The 18725-nt window shown below is 63.9% G+C and carries 15 protein-coding genes and 1 pseudogene; 11 read left to right on the plus strand and 5 right to left on the minus strand.

The annotated features are described in order from the left end of the window. From DIE15_RS33305 to DIE15_RS33330, 6 genes and pseudogenes are all read left to right on the plus strand, one after another. Nucleotides 1–131: pseudogene (locus tag DIE15_RS33305) on the plus strand (ABC transporter); the annotation flags it as partial. A 33-nt stretch (nucleotides 132–164) separates the two neighbouring features. Beyond that, nucleotides 165–1763, plus strand: a complete 1599-nt coding sequence (pgi, locus tag DIE15_RS33310) for a glucose-6-phosphate isomerase (protein WP_124835531.1) — start codon at nucleotides 165–167, stop codon at nucleotides 1761–1763. 13 nt (nucleotides 1764–1776) lie between these two features. Further along, nucleotides 1777–2712 carry a carbohydrate kinase gene (locus tag DIE15_RS33315; RefSeq protein WP_057929516.1) on the plus strand — a complete coding sequence of 312 codons (936 nt, stop codon included), beginning with the start codon at nucleotides 1777–1779 and terminating at the stop codon, nucleotides 2710–2712. After that, nucleotides 2709–4181 (plus strand): glucose-6-phosphate dehydrogenase, encoded by a 1473-nt coding sequence (zwf, locus tag DIE15_RS33320; RefSeq protein WP_124835532.1) that lies wholly within the window; start codon nucleotides 2709–2711, stop codon nucleotides 4179–4181. The genes DIE15_RS33315 and zwf overlap by 4 nt, the downstream gene beginning before the upstream one ends. Continuing rightward, the gene (locus DIE15_RS33325; protein ID WP_260428409.1) at nucleotides 4157–5275 is read left to right on the plus strand and encodes a hypothetical protein; all 1119 of its coding nucleotides are present in this window, start codon (nucleotides 4157–4159) and stop codon (nucleotides 5273–5275) included. The genes zwf and DIE15_RS33325 overlap by 25 nt, the downstream gene beginning before the upstream one ends. Before the next feature lie 346 nt (nucleotides 5276–5621). Further along, a complete protein-coding gene (locus tag DIE15_RS33330) occupies nucleotides 5622–6725 on the plus strand; it encodes a porin (protein WP_057929514.1) in 1104 nt (367 codons plus the stop codon). Nucleotides 6726–6974: 249 nt separating this feature from the next. Here DIE15_RS33330 and DIE15_RS33335 read toward each other — a convergent pair whose 3' ends face one another. Then, nucleotides 6975–8090, minus strand: a complete 1116-nt coding sequence (locus DIE15_RS33335; RefSeq protein ID WP_260428410.1) for a branched-chain amino acid ABC transporter substrate-binding protein — start codon at nucleotides 8088–8090, stop codon at nucleotides 6975–6977. A 297-nt stretch (nucleotides 8091–8387) separates the two neighbouring features. Between DIE15_RS33335 and DIE15_RS37260 the strand changes: the two genes are divergently transcribed. From DIE15_RS37260 to DIE15_RS33360, 5 genes are all read left to right on the plus strand, one after another. Beyond that, the gene (locus tag DIE15_RS37260) at nucleotides 8388–8561 is read left to right on the plus strand and encodes a hypothetical protein (protein ID WP_175827231.1); all 174 of its coding nucleotides are present in this window, start codon (nucleotides 8388–8390) and stop codon (nucleotides 8559–8561) included. Nucleotides 8562–8776: 215 nt separating this feature from the next. Continuing rightward, entirely contained in the window at nucleotides 8777–9118 is a 342-nt protein-coding gene (locus DIE15_RS33345; RefSeq protein ID WP_124835534.1) for a DUF4148 domain-containing protein, read from the plus strand. A 294-nt stretch (nucleotides 9119–9412) separates the two neighbouring features. After that, nucleotides 9413–10612 (plus strand): efflux RND transporter periplasmic adaptor subunit, encoded by a 1200-nt coding sequence (locus DIE15_RS33350; protein ID WP_124835535.1) that lies wholly within the window; start codon nucleotides 9413–9415, stop codon nucleotides 10610–10612. After that, complete coding sequence (locus DIE15_RS33355) at nucleotides 10609–13800, plus strand: efflux RND transporter permease subunit (RefSeq protein ID WP_057929509.1); 3192 nt, start codon at nucleotides 10609–10611, stop codon at nucleotides 13798–13800. Before DIE15_RS33350 ends, DIE15_RS33355 begins: the two co-directional genes overlap by 4 nt. After that, nucleotides 13797–15191: an efflux transporter outer membrane subunit gene (locus DIE15_RS33360; protein ID WP_124835536.1), complete on the plus strand. Its 1395-nt coding sequence runs from the start codon at nucleotides 13797–13799 to the stop codon at nucleotides 15189–15191. Before DIE15_RS33355 ends, DIE15_RS33360 begins: the two co-directional genes overlap by 4 nt. Before the next feature lie 123 nt (nucleotides 15192–15314). Here the strand turns inward: DIE15_RS33360 and DIE15_RS33365 are convergent, their stop codons facing one another. The 4 genes from DIE15_RS33365 to DIE15_RS33380 all read right to left on the minus strand — a co-directional run bounded on the left by DIE15_RS33365 (nucleotide 15315) and on the right by DIE15_RS33380 (nucleotide 18693). Continuing rightward, complete coding sequence (locus DIE15_RS33365) at nucleotides 15315–16217, minus strand: LysR substrate-binding domain-containing protein (protein ID WP_124835553.1); 903 nt, start codon at nucleotides 16215–16217, stop codon at nucleotides 15315–15317. 96 nt (nucleotides 16218–16313) lie between these two features. Continuing rightward, nucleotides 16314–17564 (minus strand): L-dopachrome tautomerase-related protein, encoded by a 1251-nt coding sequence (locus DIE15_RS33370; RefSeq protein ID WP_260428411.1) that lies wholly within the window; start codon nucleotides 17562–17564, stop codon nucleotides 16314–16316. Between the two features lie 30 nt (nucleotides 17565–17594). Further along, on the minus strand, nucleotides 17595–17798 hold the full coding sequence (locus DIE15_RS33375) for a putative quinol monooxygenase (protein ID WP_242431922.1): 204 nt from the start codon (nucleotides 17796–17798) through the stop codon (nucleotides 17595–17597). A 100-nt stretch (nucleotides 17799–17898) separates the two neighbouring features. Further along, nucleotides 17899–18693 (minus strand): SDR family NAD(P)-dependent oxidoreductase, encoded by a 795-nt coding sequence (locus DIE15_RS33380; protein ID WP_057929505.1) that lies wholly within the window; start codon nucleotides 18691–18693, stop codon nucleotides 17899–17901. Between the last annotated feature and the right edge of the window lie 32 nt (nucleotides 18694–18725).

Below are 18725 nucleotides of genomic sequence, written 5' to 3' on the forward strand. Positions count from 1 at the left end.
CGCAGCAGGCCGTCAACGTCGGCTACGGAATCATGAACGGCCAGAAGCCGGCCAACCCGATGATCCTGATCGAGCCGACGCTCGTCACGCGCGACAACGTGAAGAGCTACAAGGGCTGGAGCTCGCACTAACCTGTCCCAACACATTCCGGGCCTGACACGAACATGACCTCATTGACCCAAACGCGCGCGTGGCGCGCGCTCGCCAGCCATCGGGACGCGTTGTCCGGCGTCTCGATCCGTGCACGATTCGACCACGACTCGGCGCGCGCATCACGCTTCAGCCTCGAGGCGGCCGGGCTCTTCGTCGATTACTCGAAGAACCCTGTCGACGACGAAACCATCGCCCTGCTCGTCGCGCTCGCCCGCGAGGCGGATGTCGACGTGCATCGCAACGCAATGTTCGCCGGCGAGAGAATCAATCGCACGGAAAACCGCGCGGTGCTGCACGTCGCACTGCGTGACCGTTCGGGTACGCCGAGAATCGTCGACGACGTCGACGTGTCGCGGCAAGTGAAAGACGTGCTTGCCCGGATGCGGCGCTTCTCCGATGCCGTGCGCTCCGGTGAATGGCGCGGTCATACGGGCCGTCAGATCACCGATATCGTCAATATCGGCATCGGCGGCTCGGACCTGGGCCCCAAGATGGTGTGCGAGGCGCTCAAGCCGTACGCGCATGAACGGTTGCAGATGCATTTCGTCTCGAATGTCGACGCGGCCGACATCGCCGAAGTGCTCAAGCGCGTGAACCGGGAAACGACGCTGTTCATCGTGTCGTCGAAAACGTTCACGACCCGCGAGACGCTCATGAACGCCCACACCGCCCGAGCCTGGCTGCTCGAAAGCGGTATGCCGGACTCGGCGATCGCGAAGCATTTCGTCGCCGTCTCGACGAATGCAGCGGCCGTTTCGGCATTCGGCATCGATACCGGCAACATGTTCGAGTTCTGGGACTGGGTGGGCGGACGTTACTCGCTATGGTCCGCCATCGGGCTGCCCATCGCGATCATGGCCGGCATGGATGCGTTCGAGCAGCTGCTCGACGGCGCGCACGCGATGGACCGTCACTTCGCGCAAGCCCCGCTCGAACGCAACCTGCCCGTCCTGCTCGCGATGATCGGCATCTGGCATCAGAATTTCCTCGGCATGACGAGCCATCTGATCGCGCCGTACGACAACTATCTGCACCGGCTGCCCGCGTATCTTCAGCAGCTCGACATGGAAAGCAACGGCAAGTCGGTGACGCTCGGCGGCGAGCGCGTCGACTACGCCACCGGTTCGGTCATCTGGGGCGAGCCGGGTACGAACGGGCAGCACGCGTTCTTCCAGCTCCTGCACCAGGGTACCGCCATCATCCCTACCGACTTCATCGTGTGCATGCGGCCGCATCACGCGTTCGACGATCACCATGCCGTCCTCGTCGCAAACTGTTTCGCACAGTCCGAGGCATTGATGAACGGATCGCGCTCGACGACCGAGCCGCACCGCAATTTCGAAGGCGACCGGCCCACCAACACGATTTGCCTGGACACGCTCGATCCGGCGTCGCTCGGCGCGCTGATCGCACTGTACGAACACCAGGTGTACGTGCAAGGCGTGGTATGGCGGATCAATTCGTTCGACCAGTGGGGCGTCGAACTCGGCAAGAAGCTCGCGGTGGCGATCGAGGACGAGTTGCTCACCCCAGGGCAGGTTCACTCGCACGACGGTTCGACGAACCAACTGATCAACCGCTTCAAGACGCAGCGTCACGCCGCGGCCTGACATCCCGGATCCCATGATGAAGTTACCGCGACTGGTCATCTTCGGCGAAGCCCTGACCGATTTCATTCGAGACGACACGAACCGCTGGCACAGCGTTGCCGGCGGCGCATGCTGGAACGTCGCGCGCGTCGGCGCGCGCCTCGGCGCGCCGACCGGCTTTGCCGGTGCCGTGAGCGCCGACATATTCGGCGACGAACTCATGCGAAAGAGCGCCGAAGCCGGCCTCGACATGCGTTTCACGCAGCAGGTCGACCGCCCGCCGCTTCTTGCCATGGTGGTAGCGACGCGGCCGCCGCAGTATTTCTTCGTCGGCGAGAATAGCGCCGATCTCGCGTTCGATCCGACCGCACTGCCTCCGGACTGGCTCGAGGCCGTCGAAATCGTTCATTTCGGCTGCCTCGGCCTGGTGCGCGAGCCCCTCGCGTCGCGTCTGATCGACATTGCGCGTGTCGTGCGTGCTGCCGGCAAGCGGATTTCGTTCGACCCCAACTTTCGCGCGCCGATGGCCGATCCGTCGTACCGCGACACCTTGCGCACGATGGTAGGTCTCTCGGACTACATCAAGGTGTCCGACGAGGATCTCACCGGCCTGTTCCCCGAGCTCGACGAGGCAGCTGCGCTCGCGCGAATCCGTGCATGGGCACCGCAGGCTGCGGTACTCGTCACGCGCGGAGCGGCTGGCATGGAACTCTTCGCAGGCGAGGAAACGGTGGTGCAGCCGGGATTCAAGGTCACGGTCGCCGACACGGTCGGCTGCGGCGACGCATGCGTCGGCAGCTGGATGGCAAGCCTGCTGACGCACCCGGAAGCCGCCGCGGCCGAGCATCTGCGATTCGCTGCCGCCTGTGCGGCGCTCGTCGCCTCGCGCGCCGGCGCCTATGCGCCGACGGAAGCCGAAGTACAAGCTCTGATCGCAGCGTCAATCGCAACCGCGAGCGCAGCCCAATGAATGCGCACACCCCGTCTTCCTCTACCCCGGCGCCGTTCGAATTCGTGCTGTTCGGCGGCACCGGCGATCTCGCGATGCGCAAGATCCTGCCGGCGCTCTATTCCGCTCATCGCGATGGCCTGCTCGCCCCCGAAGGCCGCATCATCGCGGTTGCGCAGAACGAGCTCGATACCGCCGGCTACCTGGACTGGGTCGACGCGTCGGTGCGGCCGCACCTGACGGAGGCCCGGTTCGACGAAAGCGCATGGCGCGATTTCTGCGCACGGCTCTCGTACGTGGCACTTGACGCAAGCCAGCCCGGCAGCTTCTCGCGCCTGGCCAGCGTGCTTTCGCCGACATCGTCGCGCCAGATTTTTTATCTGGCGACCGGGCCGTCGCTTTTCGTGCCGATCTGCCGCGCGCTGGCACAGGCAGGGCTCGCCCAGCCGACCTCGCGCATCGTGCTCGAGAAACCGCTGGGCTACGATCTCGCCTCGTCGACGGCGATCAACGACGCGGTCGGCCAGATCTTTTCGGAAGAGCAGATCTACCGTATCGATCATTACCTCGGCAAGGAAGCCGTGCAAAACCTGTTCGCGCTGCGGTTCGGCAACGTGATGTTCGAGCCTTTGTGGCGTCGCGAATGGATCGACAACATTCAGATCACGGTTGCCGAGGAACTCGGCGTCGGCGGGCGCGGCGGGTTTTACGACCAGACTGGCGCACTGCGCGACATGGTGCAGAACCATCTGCTGCAGTTGCTCGCGATCGTCGCCATGGAACCGCCTCATTCGATGGAAGCCGACGCGGTCCGCGACGAGAAGCTGCGCGTGCTGCGCGCGCTCAAGCCGCTCACCGAAGAAACGTTGCATCAGAACGTCGTGCGCGGACAGTATCGCGCGGGCGTGGTCCGCGGGCAGCCGGTACCGGGCTACCGCGACGAATCCGGGATCCGGGCCGACAGCACGACCGAAACGTTCGTGGCGCTGAAGGCCGAGGTCGAAAACTGGCGCTGGGCCGGTGTTCCGTTCTTCCTCCGCACCGGCAAGCGACTGGCGCGACGCGTGGCCGAGATCGTCGTTACGTTCAAGCGCCCGCCGCATTCGACGCTCGGCCCGACGGCACTTTGGGCGGGGCCGAACCGGCTGACGATTCAGCTGCAACCGGACGAATCGATTCGCCTGAGCACCCTCGCGAAGCGGCCGGGGCTCGGCATGACCTTGCAAGGCGTCTCCCTTGACCTCGCGTTCGACCGCTTCTTTCAGCAAGACCGGATGGAAGCGTATCAGCGCCTGTTGCTCGACGTGATCGCCGGCCGACTCGCCCTGTTCGTGCGTCGCGACGAACAGGAGGCCGCATGGCGCTGGGTCGCGCCGATTCTCGGCTTGAAGACGGAGCCCAGACCGTATTCCGCCGGAAACTGGGGCCCCGCACAGGCAAGCGCGTTGCTGGCGAGACACGGCACATGCTGGAGCGAGGAAGAGAACTGATCCGCGCGAGCATGCCTCTTCCTATCGACCCAACGCCCTATCCGATTACACCTGACGAAGCTATGGATACAGTCTGGCATCTCGAATGGACGCACGGTGCGTTCGATCTCCATGCAGCCGGAGGCATGCTTGGCGGCGTTGCGCTTCAGCAAGGCAACCGAACGATCCGTCCGTTTTATGAAGCCCCGTGGATCGGCCGAGCCGAACCACAACCCTCCGGGCTGCTGGGCGTCATGCGCAGCGAATTCCCGTGCGTACCGTTCGGTGTCCCATACTCCCCCGATCAACTGCCCGCCGGCTGGCGGGAAACCGCTGCGACGCCGTCGACCCCGCATGACGCCGCACGTGATGCGAGCGACGATCTGCAGCATGGTTATGGGTGCACCGGCACGTGGTCGCTCGTCAGACGGACGCCGCATGAGATCGAAATCGGCATCGAATATCCGGAAACGTCGGCAATCGCGCGACTCACCCGCATCGTGCGCGCCGATCCGGCTTGCGCCGCCCTGGACATCACGCTCCGCATCGAAGCGCGCAGATCGATTCCATTGCCCGTCGGACTCCATCCGAATCTCGCATTGCCCACGCTTACCGGCGCATTTCGAATCGAGCCGGGCACGTACCGTTTCGGGATGGTGCATCCGGCAGGCCCCGAACCCGGCGTATCGACCGCACTCGCCGGTGCGACCTTCGAAACGCTCGAGTCCGTACCCCTGGCGGCCGGCGGCGTCGGCGCGTTTGACCGGCTACCGCTCGCGCAGTCCACGGAAGAAATCCTCCAGCTCTGCGGAATCGACGGTTCGGTCACGATGAATGACACCGCCACCGGCACACGCTACCGGCTGACGTGGGATGCCGACGCGCTGCCGTCACTGCTGTTGTGGATCAGCAACCGCGGACGCGCCTACGCGCCATGGAACGGCCGCAACCTCTGCGTGGGCATCGAGCCGGTTGCGAGCGCATTCGAGCTTGGCCGCGCGATCTCGCTCGGCCCCAATCCGATCAACTCGCGAGGCGTCCGAACGGCACTCGCACTGAACCCGGACACGCCAACCGAAATCGCTTACCGATTCGAGGTACTCGCCGAAAATTAAGTGGGTATCGCACATCGGACCGCTCTTGCTTCAGATCCTCAGGCAATTGCTCCGAGGCAGATGCTGGCTCAACGACCGCTCGATCATCCGGCACCTTATCCATGAATAGTCGTACTACCTGAATTTCCTGAAGCTTCGCTTCTTTTCCAGGCGACCAAGGAGACCTCGTCCAGCTTACCCGGCTGGACACTTCGCAAACCGAGGCCCATCCGCCTGCCTGTTTGGACACGACAGGCGTTCCAAAAATAAATAATTTCGTTTTCCTTATTTAATCCGGTGATAGTACGTGCCGGAGCTGTTGTACCGCAGTAACGCGTTTTTCTTTCTGACAGGTTTGGAGCCAATTATGAAAAAAGCAATACTCACCGCCACGTTGATGTCCGCAGGTATCCTCGCCCACGCGCAAAGCAGTGTCACGCTCTACGGCCGCCTCGACGCGGGCATCGAGTACCTGAACGGCATGGCCAACGGCAATGGCGGCACGACAAGCCGCTGGCGTGCCGAAAGCGGCGACTGGGGTACCAGCCTCTGGGGCTTGAAAGGTTCCGAGGATCTTGGCGGTGGCAACAAGGCAGTCTTCCACCTCGAAGGCTCGTTCAATGCGATGAACGGCGGCCTCGGCGGCGCCGGCTCCATCTGGGATCGCTGGGCAACGGTCGGTTTTTCCAATGACTCATACGGCACCTTGCTGCTCGGCCGCGAGCTCTCGATCTCGAACGGGCTGTGGGACTTCGATCCGCTCGGCCAGACGTCCTGGTCGTCCGGTTCGCTCGTGCGCGGGCGCAACTGGAACAAGACCAGCAACAACATCTCCTATCAGTCGCCGAGCCTCTACGGTTTCGACGTATATGGCCAGTATTCGCTGTCGAACGCAACGAGCTGGAATGGTAACGGCACAACCGCACAAGGTCGTGCCGACGGCCTGCAACTGACCTACACGAATTCGTACTTCCAGGTTCGCGGCATCTATGACGAAGCGCGCGACGTCAACGGCAAGTTCTCGGACGTGTTCAACTATTCCCGCGAGTACTTCGCCGGCGTGAACGTGTTCCTCGGCCAGTTCAAATTGCAGGCGGCCTATCAGACCTCGCATGCGAACGGCGCGCCGGCCGCCAACAACGGCATCACGTCGACGCAGCAAGTCTGGGGCGGCGTCACCTGGCAGGCTACGCCGGCCGCGGCCCTGACGGGTGCCGTCTATCACGTCAATGCCAATCATGGCGGCGGCAACGCCAACATCTACACGATCGGCGGCACATACAACATCTCGAAGCGCACGCTCTTCGACATGCAGATCGCCACGATTCGCAATAGCAAGAATGCGAACTTTGGTCTGGAGTCGAACGCGGCAGGCGCGGGAGGCCCCATTGCCGGCGGCGGATACAACGACAACCCGACGCCCGGCCACAGCCAGACGGGCGTCTACGCGGGCATCCAGCACCTGTTCTGATTCGATCTCACATAAGGGACAGGAACGCTTCTCCGTGCTGCTTCGCGAAGCGGGTTCCGGTGCGATGCACGGTCAGGGCATCGCACCGTGTCACGACGGTTTGATGGCGACGACCTCGTGGCACAGATATCGCGCGTGTCAGACGAACGGTGTCGAGTTCCTGCCCGGCAGTCGCGATCCCGTCGTCTGACTCATGTCCACACCGGCAATGCGGAACAGCTACCTCGCGTTCCTGGAGACGGCAGCTCTTTACTGCCGGATTGGCTTCAGCTTTCCGTCGACGATCTTGTAGAGCGTCACCGGCGCGTTAACCCATTCGCCGGAAGCGTCGAAACGCACGGTGCCGACCAACGTCGAGAAAGCATCTTTCTTCAACAGCGGAACGAACTTCTCCGGCTCGGTCGAGTTGGCGCGCTTCATGGCATCGGCAACGAGCATCGTGGCCGAATAAAACGCCGGTGAGTAAATGTCGGCTTTGCCACCAAACTCCTTGGTGTACCGAGCGGCAAACTCCGGGCCTTTCGCCAGTTGATCAAGCGGAAAGCCACCCTGAGCGCAATAGCCACGCCCGTCGAGTGCGCCTCCGGCCAGCTTGGGCAGCTCGACCGAGCAGATCCCGTCGCCGCCGAGGATCGGCGCATCGAGCGCAAGTTTTCGCGACTGGCGGCCGACGATCGCGGCTTGCGCGTAGTAGCCGCCATAGAAGACCGCGTCCGGCTTCGTTCCCTTGATCTTGTTCAGAATCGCGGTAAAGTCGACCGACTTATCCGTCGCGTACTCGCGGGTCGCAACAGTCATCCCCAGCTTCTTCGCCGTTGCCACGAAAACATCGGCGACGCCCGAACCGTACGCGGTCCGGTCATCAATCACCGCGACCTTCTTTGCCTTGAGCTGATTGTGCGCGAACTCGGCCATCCGCGCGCCCATCACATTGTCGTTTGCCGCCAGGCGAAAAACGTACGGCAGTCCAGCCGCCGTGATCGCCGGATTCGAGGCAGCGCCAGTGATGACCGGGATGTGCGCGTTGTTGTAGATGCTGTCGGTAGGGATCATCACGCCGGAGTTGTAGTGGCCGATCACGGCCTTGACGCCCGAATCGACGAGCTTCTGGGCAATCGACATCCCGGTCTTGGGATCCCCTTGATCGTCTTCCGAGAGCAACTCGAACTTGACCGGCTGTCCGTTGATCTTGAGGTTCGACGCGTTGAGGTCGTCGATCGCCAGCCTTACACCGCGCTCGTCATCCTTCCCGAACAGCGCCTGCGGGCCGGTCAGCGGGCCTGCCACGCCGATCTTGACCACCTCGGCCTGTGCTGCGACGGCACATGCGAGCACCGACAGTGCAAATACGGATTTGAGTTGCATTCTCATTAGCTACGTCACCTCATCAAGGGAAAACTGGCATGCGCCTCCCTTCGTAACATGGCAGAGGTCGCATCGTCCAGCGGCGCCGAGCTTGGGTAGCCAATTTCGACGAACCGTCGTCTGCGAAGCGCGTTCACATTGAGTTGCATCGCCCAGGCGATCTATCTGATCGCGCTTCCGCTCATCGGGCGCCTTTTCGATTTCGCTGGACGCAAGGTTACGACGCTCATCTCGCTGCTCGGCATCTAGATCACCCTCTTTCCGCTCTGGAGCCTGATTTCCAGCGAGCCGTGGACGTTGCTCGTCACGCAGTCGGTCGGCGGCACCGCCTCATATCTGAATGCATGGCTGTATTCCATCAACAAGGGGCAGCTATTCAATGTCTATCTCATCGTGGTGGCAGTAGTCGCGAGTTGCGCCGTGCTGACATGGAAGAACAACACCGGAGTCAAGCTGGACGATATTGAATGAGCCTGGATACGGTTCCAAAAAGCCAGTCGATTAGACAAGGCACAGCCCATAAATCCAGGGGGGTACATGTGAAACCTGATGCGCGACTCATGACATAAGATCAAAAGTCAATTTGTTCATCTGCCATTTTTCATCGACATCACCCGCCCTATATTGGCATCACCGCAGCGACACGAAGGTCGCTGCGGTCCTCTCAACCAATACAGGTTCCTGTCATGAAATCGTTCCGCTCTCGTACCCTTGTCGCGCTGATTCTTTTCGCCCCGGCCCTCGCTTTCGCGCAACAGTCCGACCGTCAACTGACCCGTGCGGAGGTGAAGGCCGAACTCGCGCAACTCGTCGCCGCCGGCTATCGTCCGGCGATGGATCACAACCAGTATCCGGCAGCGATCCTCGCCGCCGAAAAGCGTGTCCGCGAAAACGCCGTCGCACAGAGTGCGCCGAGCACTGCACCGGCCGCCGCGACGGCCGGCTACGGCAGCGAAGGCCGCTCCACCAGCGAATCCGGCCGCGCGATGATGGTCAACGGCCGCGACTCGATCTATCGCGGCCATTGATTCGCATCGACGCGCAAGAGAGCCGGCCTCTCGACACACGCATACGCCCGTCCCGTCCCTCCGCATTGCCGGCCCGAACCGCCTGAACAGGCATTCGGGCCGCGCGTCGTCGCTGAACGTCCCGCCTGTCCCTCCATCCAGCACGACCGTGCTCGCACATCGTCGCCCCGCGCGGCGATTCGTGACTGCGCAGTACAAGTTCTTATACCGCTTCATCTGTTTATCCGCCGTGCGCCGCGCACGATACTGCGCACCATCCGGCGCGATGCGCCTCACTCGATATTTCGCACGCACATGAACCGATATCCAGGATTGAAGCGCATCGCGCTACCGGCCGTGCTGGCCGCCGTTCCGCTGGCCGCGCTGCTCGCGTTGTCCGGCTGCAAGTCGGACGACAACGCACCGGCCGCGACGCCGAGCGTGATCGTCAGCCCGCCCGTCGCGCGCGACGTCAACGACGTCGACGTCTATACGGGCCGCTTCGAAGCCGTCGACACGGTCGACGTGCGCCCGCGCGTGAGCGGCTATCTCGACAAGGTCGCATTCCAGGACGGCGCGACCGTCCGCAAAGGCGACTTGCTGTTCGTCATCGATCCGCGCCCATACCAGGCGGCCGTCACCGCTGCACAGGGCGCGCTCGAACGCGCGCAGTCGCAACTGAAGCTGAGCCGGCAGGATTTCGAGCGCGCGAGCATCCTGATCAAGACCGACACCATCGCGCAAAGTCTCTATGACCAGCGCAGACAGGCCGTGCAAAGCGCACAGGCCGAGGTGACGAGCGCGCAAGGCGCGCTCGAACGCGCGCGGCTCGACCTGTCGTTCACGCGCATCGTCGCACCGATGTCCGGCCGCATCAGCCGCAAGCTCGTCAGCGAGGGCAATCTCGTGAAAGGCGGCGACAGCGACGCGACTGTGCTGACGACGATCGTGTCGCAGGATCCGATCGACATCTACTTCGACGTCGACGAGGAAAGCTACCTGCGCTATACGCGCGAAGCGCAGAAAAGCGGCGGCAACGCGTCGTCGCGGCAGGTTGCGATCGCGCTTCCGGGCGATACGCAGCCATCGCTGACGGGCACGATGGATTTCGTCGACAACCGCCTCGACAACTCGACAGGCACGTTGCGGCAGCGCGCGCGCGTCGCGAATCCTGACCGGCGCCTGAGCCCCGGCCAGTTCGGCCGCGTGTATCTGTCGAGCCGCGTCGCGCACCACGCGCTGCTCGTTCCCGATTCGGCCGTCGCAACCGACGCGACACGCCGCGTGCTGTATTTCGTCGACGCGAGCGGCGTCGTCGCGATCCGCCCGGTGACGCCCGGCCGCCTGTACGGCAACCTGCGCGAGATCGACGCGGGGCTGAATGCGGGCGACCGCGTGATCGTCGATGGCTTCCAGCGCGTGCAGGCCGGCGACAAGGTCAAGATCGTTCCGCGCGCGATCGAGACGGCCAATGCCGCCGGTCCCGCAACCGCTACGACAGGGAGTGCACAATGAACCTCGGCCGCCTGTCCGTGCAGCAACCGGTGCTCGCGATCGTCCTGTCGATCGTGTTGACGATCGCCGGCGCATTGGCTTATTTCTCGCTCGCGGTGTCCGAGTATCCGGACATCGCGCCGCCAACCGTCGTGATTCAGGCGACCTATCCGGGCGCCTCCGCGGAAACGGTTTCCCAGACGGTGTCGACGCCGATCGAACTGGAAGTCAACGGCGTGGAAGACATGCTGTACATGTACAGCCAGGCGACGTCGGACGGCAGCCTGAACATCACCGTGACGTTCAAGCCGGGCACCGATGTCGACAAGGCTCAGGTGCTCGTGCAGAACCGCGTCGCGCTCGCGACGCCGCGCCTGCCCGAGCCCGTGCAGCGCAGCGGCGTGTCGGTGCGCAAATCGTCGCCGACGCAGCTCGGCACGATCTTCCTGTACTCGCCCGACCAGCGTTACGACCCGCTGTACGTATCGAACTACGCGATCCGCAACGTCGCGGACGTGCTCAAGCGGATCGAAGGCGTCGGCGACATCAACCCGCTCGGCGCGCGCGAATACTCGATGCGCATCTGGCTCGATCCCGAGCGCGTCGCGTCGTTCGGCCTGAGCCCGAGCGACCTGATCGCCGCGGTGCGCGCGCAAAACACGCAGCTCGCGGGCGGCGTGGTCGCGCAGGCGCCTATCACGAACCAGGCCTTCCAGCCGAACCTGATCTTCGAAGGACGGCTCAAGCGCCCCGAGGATTTCAGCGACATCGTCGTCAAGCAGGGCAAGGACGGTCGGCTCGTGCGGCTGAAAGACGTCGCGCGCATCGAAGTGGGCGCACTCGCCTATGCGACCGACAGCTACATGCTGCGCCACCCGACGATCGCGCTGCAGGTGCTGCAGCAGCCCGGCGCCAATGCGGTCGCGACGATGGATGCGGTCGAGAAGAAGATGGCCGAGCTGAGCAAGGAATTCCCGAAGGGCATCGTCTACAACATCGGCTACAACCCGACCGCGTTCATCGGCGACAGCATCCACGAACTCGTGAAGACCATCTACGAGGCCGTCGTGCTCGTCGTGTTCGTCGTGCTGCTGTTCCTGCAGGGCTGGCGGCCGTCGATCATCCCGATCCTGTCGATTCCGGTGTCGCTCGTCGGCACGTTTGCGGCGATGGCCGTGCTCGGTTATTCGATCAACAACCTGACGCTGTTCGGTCTCGTGCTCGCGGTGGGGATCGTCGTCGACAATGCGATCGTCGTGGTCGAGAACGTCGAGCGGCACCTGTCGACCGGTGCTGGGCCGCGCGACGCGACATTGTTGACGATGAAGGAAGTCGGCGGCGCGCTATTCGCGATTACGCTCGTGCTCTGCGCGGTGTTCGTGCCGACTTCGTTCATTCCGGGCATCTCGGGCCAGTTCTTCCGCCAGTTCGGCGTGACGATCGCCGTGTCGACCGCGATTTCGTTCTTTACGTCGGTGACGCTCGCGCCCGCGCTGTCGGCGATGATCCTGAAAGCGCATGCCGACGAACACGATACCGCCGCGCCCGTGTCGCGGGTTGCCGCGTGGTTCGCGCCTGCGATGCGCGTCGTGCAGCGCTTCGCGAACGCATTCAACCGCGTGTTCCAGCGCCTGTCCGATGCGTATGGCAGGCTGGTCCGGAAAGTGGTACGGATTATCCCTGCGATGGCCGCACTGTACGTCGTGCTGATCGCCGCGACCGGCTATCTGCTCGTATCGAGCCCGAAGGGCTTCATTCCGGCGCAGGATCGCGGCTACCTCGTCGTACTCGTGCGGATGCCAGACGGCGCGACGCTCGAACGCACGAGCGCGGTCGCGCGCAAGATCGAGGACATCGCGCTGTCGGTGCCCGGTGTCGCCCGCGTGCCGGTGTTTTCCGGCGTCAATGCGGCGACCGGTACGAATTCGGCGAACAGCGCCGGCCTGTTCCCGGTGTTCAAACCGTGGCCGGAACGCAAGAAGCAGGGCCTGACGATCGAGAAGATTGCAGCCGAGATGCGTCAACGGCTGGCGAGCATCACGGAAGCGTCGATCGTCGTCGCGATGCCGCCGCCGGTGCAGGGTCTCGGCAGCACGGGCGGCTTCGCGATGCGGCTGGAAGACCGCAACGGCCTCGGCACCGCCGCGCTCGCGAAGGCGACGCAGGATCTGGTGGCCGCCGCAAACCGCACGCCCGGCATGGTCGGCGTCTATACGCCCTACTCCGCGACGAGCCCGCAGGTGCATGTCGAACTCGACCGCGAGAAGGCCGAGATGCTCGGCGTGCCCAGCCAGGAAATCAACGATGCGGTCGAAACGTACTTCGGCTCGACTTACATCAACGACTTCAACATCGTCGGACGTACCTACCGCGTGACCGCGCAGGCCGACCTGCCGTTCCGCGTCGATGCGTCCGATCTCGCGCGGCTGAAGGTGCGCAACCGCGACGGCGAGATGGTGCCGATCGGCAGCGTCACGCGCATCGACGACACGCTCGGCGTCGATCGCGCGCCGCGCTACAACCTGTATCCGGCCACCGAAATCAACGGCGATACCGCGCCGGGCCTGGGCTCCGGCTTTGCGATCAAGACGATGGAAACGCTCGCGAAGCAGGTGCTGCCGCCCGGCATCTCGTTCGAATGGACCGATCTGTCGTACCAGCAGACCACAGCTGGCAACACGGGGCTGCTCGTGTTCCCGCTGTGCGTGCTGCTCGTGTATCTGGTGCTCGCCGCGCAGTACGGCAGCTGGAGCCTGCCCGTCTCGATCCTGCTGATCGTGCCGATGTGCCTGCTTGCCGCATCGCTCGGCGTGCGCGCGCTCGGCCAGGACGTGAACATCCTCACGCAGATCGGCTTCATCGTGCTGGTCGGACTCGCCGCGAAGAACGCGATCCTGATCGTCGAGGTCGCGCGGCAGTTGGAAGCCGACGGCATCGAACTGGTCGAGGCCGTCGTCGAAGCATGCGTGCAGCGGCTGCGCCCGATCGTGATGACGTCGCTCGCGTTCATTCTCGGCGTGCTGCCGCTCGTGATTTCCGAGGGCGCCGGCGCGGAAATGCGCCAGGCGGTCGGTGCGGCCGTGTTCTTCGGGATGATCGGCGTGACGTTCTTCGGGCTGCTGTTTACGCCCGTCTTCTATGTGATGGTTCGCCGGCTCGCGATGCGCAAGACCGCTGTCGCGGCCGTCGCGACGGAGGTGGTGCAATGAAATTCGTTCGACTCGTGGCCGCGCTGTCCGCGGCGGCCGTCCTGACCGCGTGCACGAGCGCGCCGGTCGCCACCGTTTCGCCGCCGCCGCTGGCCGCGACCTATGCGAATGCCGACCTCGCGGCCAGCGGCCCGGCCGCCGACACCGATGCGTGGTGGCACGGCTTTCACGATCCGATTCTCGACCGGCTGGTCGACACGGCGCTCGCGCACAACCTCGACCTGCGGGCGGCGGTCGCGCGCATCGACGCGACGCGCGCGGTGCGGATCGGCGCGGCGTCGCAGTGGTTCCCGTCGCTCGACCTGAATGCGAGCGCCGGCCGCCAGCGGCTGTCCGCGTCGCAGGCGTTTCCGACCGATACGCCGACGACAGGCAACGCGTTCGATCTGAACGCGAGCCTCGCATGGGAAATCGACATCTTCGGCCGCATCCGCCAGGGCGTCTCGGCTGCCGACGCGGACATTGCGTCCGCGCAAAATGATGCGGCGGCCGTGCGGATCGCAACGATCGACGAAACCGTGCGCACCTATGTGACGGTGCGCGGACTCGAACAGCGGCTCGCACTGGTCGAGGCCAACGCTTTGAGCCAGCGCGGCACCGAGGAATCGACGCGGCGACTATTCGACGCGGGTGTCGTGCCGGTCGCCGACGTCGACCGCGCCGCCGCGCAGACGGAGACGACGCTGGCCGAACTGCCCGCGCTGCAACTGCAGCGGCAGACCGCGATTCATCGGCTGTCGATCATCACCGCGTCGACGCCGCAGGACATCTACGCGCAACTCGACCCGCCCGCGCCAGGGCCAGCGTGGACAGCCGCCACGCCGGGCATCGGCACGCCGGCCGACCTGCTGCGCCGACGGCCGGACGTCCGCGCCGCCGAGGCACGCGTCGTCGCGGCCTATGCGCGAATCGGCGTGGCCGAGGCCGACCTGAAGCCGCACCTGCAACTGATCGGCGTGATTGGCGCGGCGATCGACGGCTTCTCGGGTGCCACACTCGCGCGGTCGCTTGCGTGGATGGCAGGCGCCGGCGCGAGCGCACCGCTGTTCGACGGCGGGCGGCGGCGCAGCGTCGTCGCGCTACGCCGTGCGCAGGCGGATCAGGCGCTCGCCGCCTATCGCGCGACGGTGCTGACGGCGGTCAGCGATGTCGAGACGTCGGTGGCGGCGACTGCCCGCGATCACAGTCGCACCGAGCGCCTCGAACGCGCGGTGGCAAACGCGCGCGGTGCATATACGCAGATCAACCAGTCGTGGCACAGCGGCGAATCGGCGTTCATCGATACGCTGGAAGTGCAGCGTTCGCTGCTCGCGGCCGAAGACTCGCTCGCGCAGGCACGGACCGACGAAGTGCTCAGCCACGTCAGGCTGATGAGCGCACTGGGGCAGTAGACACTGCTCCCGGGATTCGATCGAGGCAGCGGATCGGTCGATGGAAAAAAGGGCGACCTGTCCGATATCGATCGAACAGGCCGCCCTGACGCCGCAACATGAGCGGCCATTCACCGACTTCGCTCAGTCGATGTCGCCGCTTTCCTTCAACTGTGCGCCGACGTAGTCAAGAAAACTGACGATGCGTGACGACAGCGTCGCGTTGCGATAGTAGACCGCATGAATCGGCTGGCGAAATTCAGTGGTGTCGTCAACGAGCAGTTCGACCAGACTGCCGTCGCGGCGATGCGTACCCGTCATGAAATCCGCCAGGCACACGATGCCGGCGCCATTGAGCGCGAGCGTCAGCAGCGTCTCGCCGCTCGATGCCTGCAGCGCAGGCTGTACCCGGTATCCATCGCCGGCCGAGGTGCGCAACGGCCAGTGGTTCAGCGTCTCCGGCTGGACGAAGCCGAGCAGCGTATGGATCGCAAGATCGTCCACGCTCTCGGGTGTTCCGGCCCTCTCCAGATAGGCCGGGCTGGCGAGAATACGCAGCCTGCTGCTGCCGAGCTTGCGCGCGTGCAGTGTCGAGTCGCGCAACTCACCGATCCGGATCGCGACATCGGTGCGTTGTTCGAGCAAGTCGATGATCTCGTCGCTCGTATGAAGCTCGGCCTCGATCGCCGGATAGGCTTCGCGAAACCCCGGCATCATCGGCGCGATCACGTGCTGCATGAACGGCATCGCAGCATTGATCCGCAGACGGCCCGCCGGCGTTTCGCGCTGCCGGGCGATCTGGTCTTCGGCAAACTCGACCGACGCAATAATGTCTCGCGCATAGTCGAGGAAGACGTTGCCCTCTTCCGTGAGCTCCAGCCGGCGTGTCGTGCGCCTGATCAGCGTTGTGTCGAGTTTATCTTCCAGGCGCCGCAGGATTCGGCTCATCACGGAGGTCGGCTGATGCAACCGGTCCGCTGCACCTGTCAGCGAACCGGTGTCTGCGATCGTTACGAACGCGAGCATTTCGTCTAGTGTGGTCTTCATGGGAAGAGAGTCGAGCACCAATCGTAAGCCGCTACGATAGTGCGGCTTCGTTCCGTTGATAACCACGAGTCGGAACGAATCATTTTTGATTTTCGATCAATAAATCGGGCTAGCTTCACCACATGCGGATGTCGACCCTGGTCGAACCGGCGTGGCAGCGCCGATCCGCCACAAGTCGTAACGCTCGCTGCCGCGCTCCACGATGCCCGCAACGTGATCGCTTAGCGCACTGGACGTGAAGATCAGATCCCCGTTCGGATGAATCGCGGGCGTATCTGGCCAGTGCACGCCGTCGTCGGATGCGATCAACGACATCGACTTCGTGCGCGGCTCGTACTTCACAATGCCGTTATGCGTAACGTCGGTCATGTAGAGCACACCCCGCGAATCCATCACGATTCCGTCCGTGTTGCCGCCAACAGCGCCAAGATCATGAATCTCCGCGGCAATCTGCGCATCTGTCGAACCGTGCCGTCTCAAAACGGCGGTCGGAACCGAGCGCGCGCGTGTCCCCGTCGTCACCGTCCAGTACAGCGTCGCGCCGTCCGGCGACAGCGCGATACCGTTGATACCGATCGACAGCGGCTTTCCCGGCCATACTTCAACGCCGTGGGCAACGACCTTGACCCCCGCTTCGACCTGCAAACCCGGATGCCTGTCCAGCACACGCCGTGCCGTACCTGAAGCGAAGTCGGCAACAATCAGGCCCACCTTGTTATCGGGCGCACTGCGCGAGCCGCTGTCGGAAACGTAGGCGATGCGCCTGCGTTCGTCGACGACGATGTCGTTGAGGAAGCTGCCGGCACGATCGGCTACGCCATCGAGGCCGATGCGCTTCACGATTCGTCCCGATTTCAAATCGAACACGACGATTTTCTGGGCGCCCGCAGGTGCCTCGGATTCGCCGGCAACGAACCCCATGTCGAGCGCCCATAACCAATCGTTTCCGCGGTCGACGTAAAAGCCCAGCACGTTGCGCAAATGTTCGCCTGGCGCGGTCGATATGGCATTGCCTTTCATTGATGGGAATGGCGTCAGCCGCGCCGGGCCGGTAGTCGATCGCGTATCCAGCCTGCTGAGCGTCGCTGGCGTCGATGCCGCGACGAAGCGCGGCGTACTCACGTATGCGGCGCCGCGTGCGTCGAAATGAAGCCCGGCAATCGGTGCATTGACCGAGCCTGCGAACGGCGCGGGATCCCGGCCGTCTTTCGAAATCTCCCAGCTCACGCCGGCATAGCTTCGCCAGCGCTCGAGCCGGGTGTCGGCCACCGCAGTCGCTGCGGTCGCGCAATGGATGAAGGCAATGGCGAAAGCAAATGCCGCAACTCGATTCGAGCGCTTGAACATGATGAAGGTTGGCCAGTGCGTTGGATGGGGTTATGCGATCTGATGCAGATGCAGCAACTTGAAGTTGCCGATCCACTGACCGGCGGTCGCGCGGAATGCGTCCATCAGCGGGCTGCGCATGTGGTGCTCCCAGGCGGCGCGGTCCAGCCATTGCTCGAAGAAGACCACCGTCCCGGGCTGATCCAGCGATTCATGCAGTTCGTCGCTGAGACAGCCGGGCTGGTGGCACGCCATTTCGACAAGCGCTCGTTGGGCTTGCACCAGCCCCCCTCGCAACCTTGCTTCGCTTCGACGAGCGCGACGATGACGTGGGCGGACATATCGAGGCACCTGTTCAGAGAATCGACCGAAAGGTGCCGCCTTCGACGCGCACCGCCGCGCCGTTGGACGCCGCACCCAAAGGACTGGCCAGCAACGCCACCATCGCGGCGATCTCGTCGGCCTCGATCATGCGTGCGATCAGGGAACTCGGACGGTACGTGTCGAAGAAGTGGGACTCGATTTCCGCATCGGTCATATCGGGTCGTGGCGCGGTCTGCCGCAAATACGCCACGATGCCTTCAGAGCGCGTAGCGGACGGCAGCACGCTGTTGACCGTCACACCCGTCCCCTTCGTCAGTTCGGCCATTCCGCGCGAGACCGCGAGCTGAGCCGATTTGCTGACACCGTAGTGCACCATGTCCGGCGGCGTGAACGCCCCGACTTCGCTGGACATGAAGATCACACGCCCCCAGTTCTTCGCGAGCATGCGAGGAAAGTAATGACGTGACAGCCGGACACCCGACATCACGTTGACATCGATCATTCGCCGCCAATCGTCATCGGTGATCTCGGTGAATGGCCTGGCTTCGTAGTAGCCGAGGTTGTTCACGAGAATATCCGTATCCGGCTGCACCTCGATCAGTTCCGCAACACCTCGCTCGCCGCTCACATCAGCGACGATTCCGCGCACGCTGCCGCGCTGCGCGGCAGCGGAGATCTCGGCGACGGCCGTGTCGAGTTTGTCACGTTGACGCCCCGTGATCGTGACCGACACGCCTTCGCCGACCAACGTTCGTGCAATCGCCATGCCGATGCCGGCAGTGGCGCCGGTGACGATGGCGGTTTTACCTTCAAGTTGCAGATCCACTGTTTGCTTCTCCTTTACTCGTCGAAGGACCG

It is taken from the genome of Burkholderia sp. Bp9031, assembly GCF_003857965.1.
In the GTDB taxonomy this organism is placed as follows: Bacteria; Pseudomonadota; Gammaproteobacteria; order Burkholderiales; family Burkholderiaceae; genus Burkholderia; species Burkholderia ambifaria_A.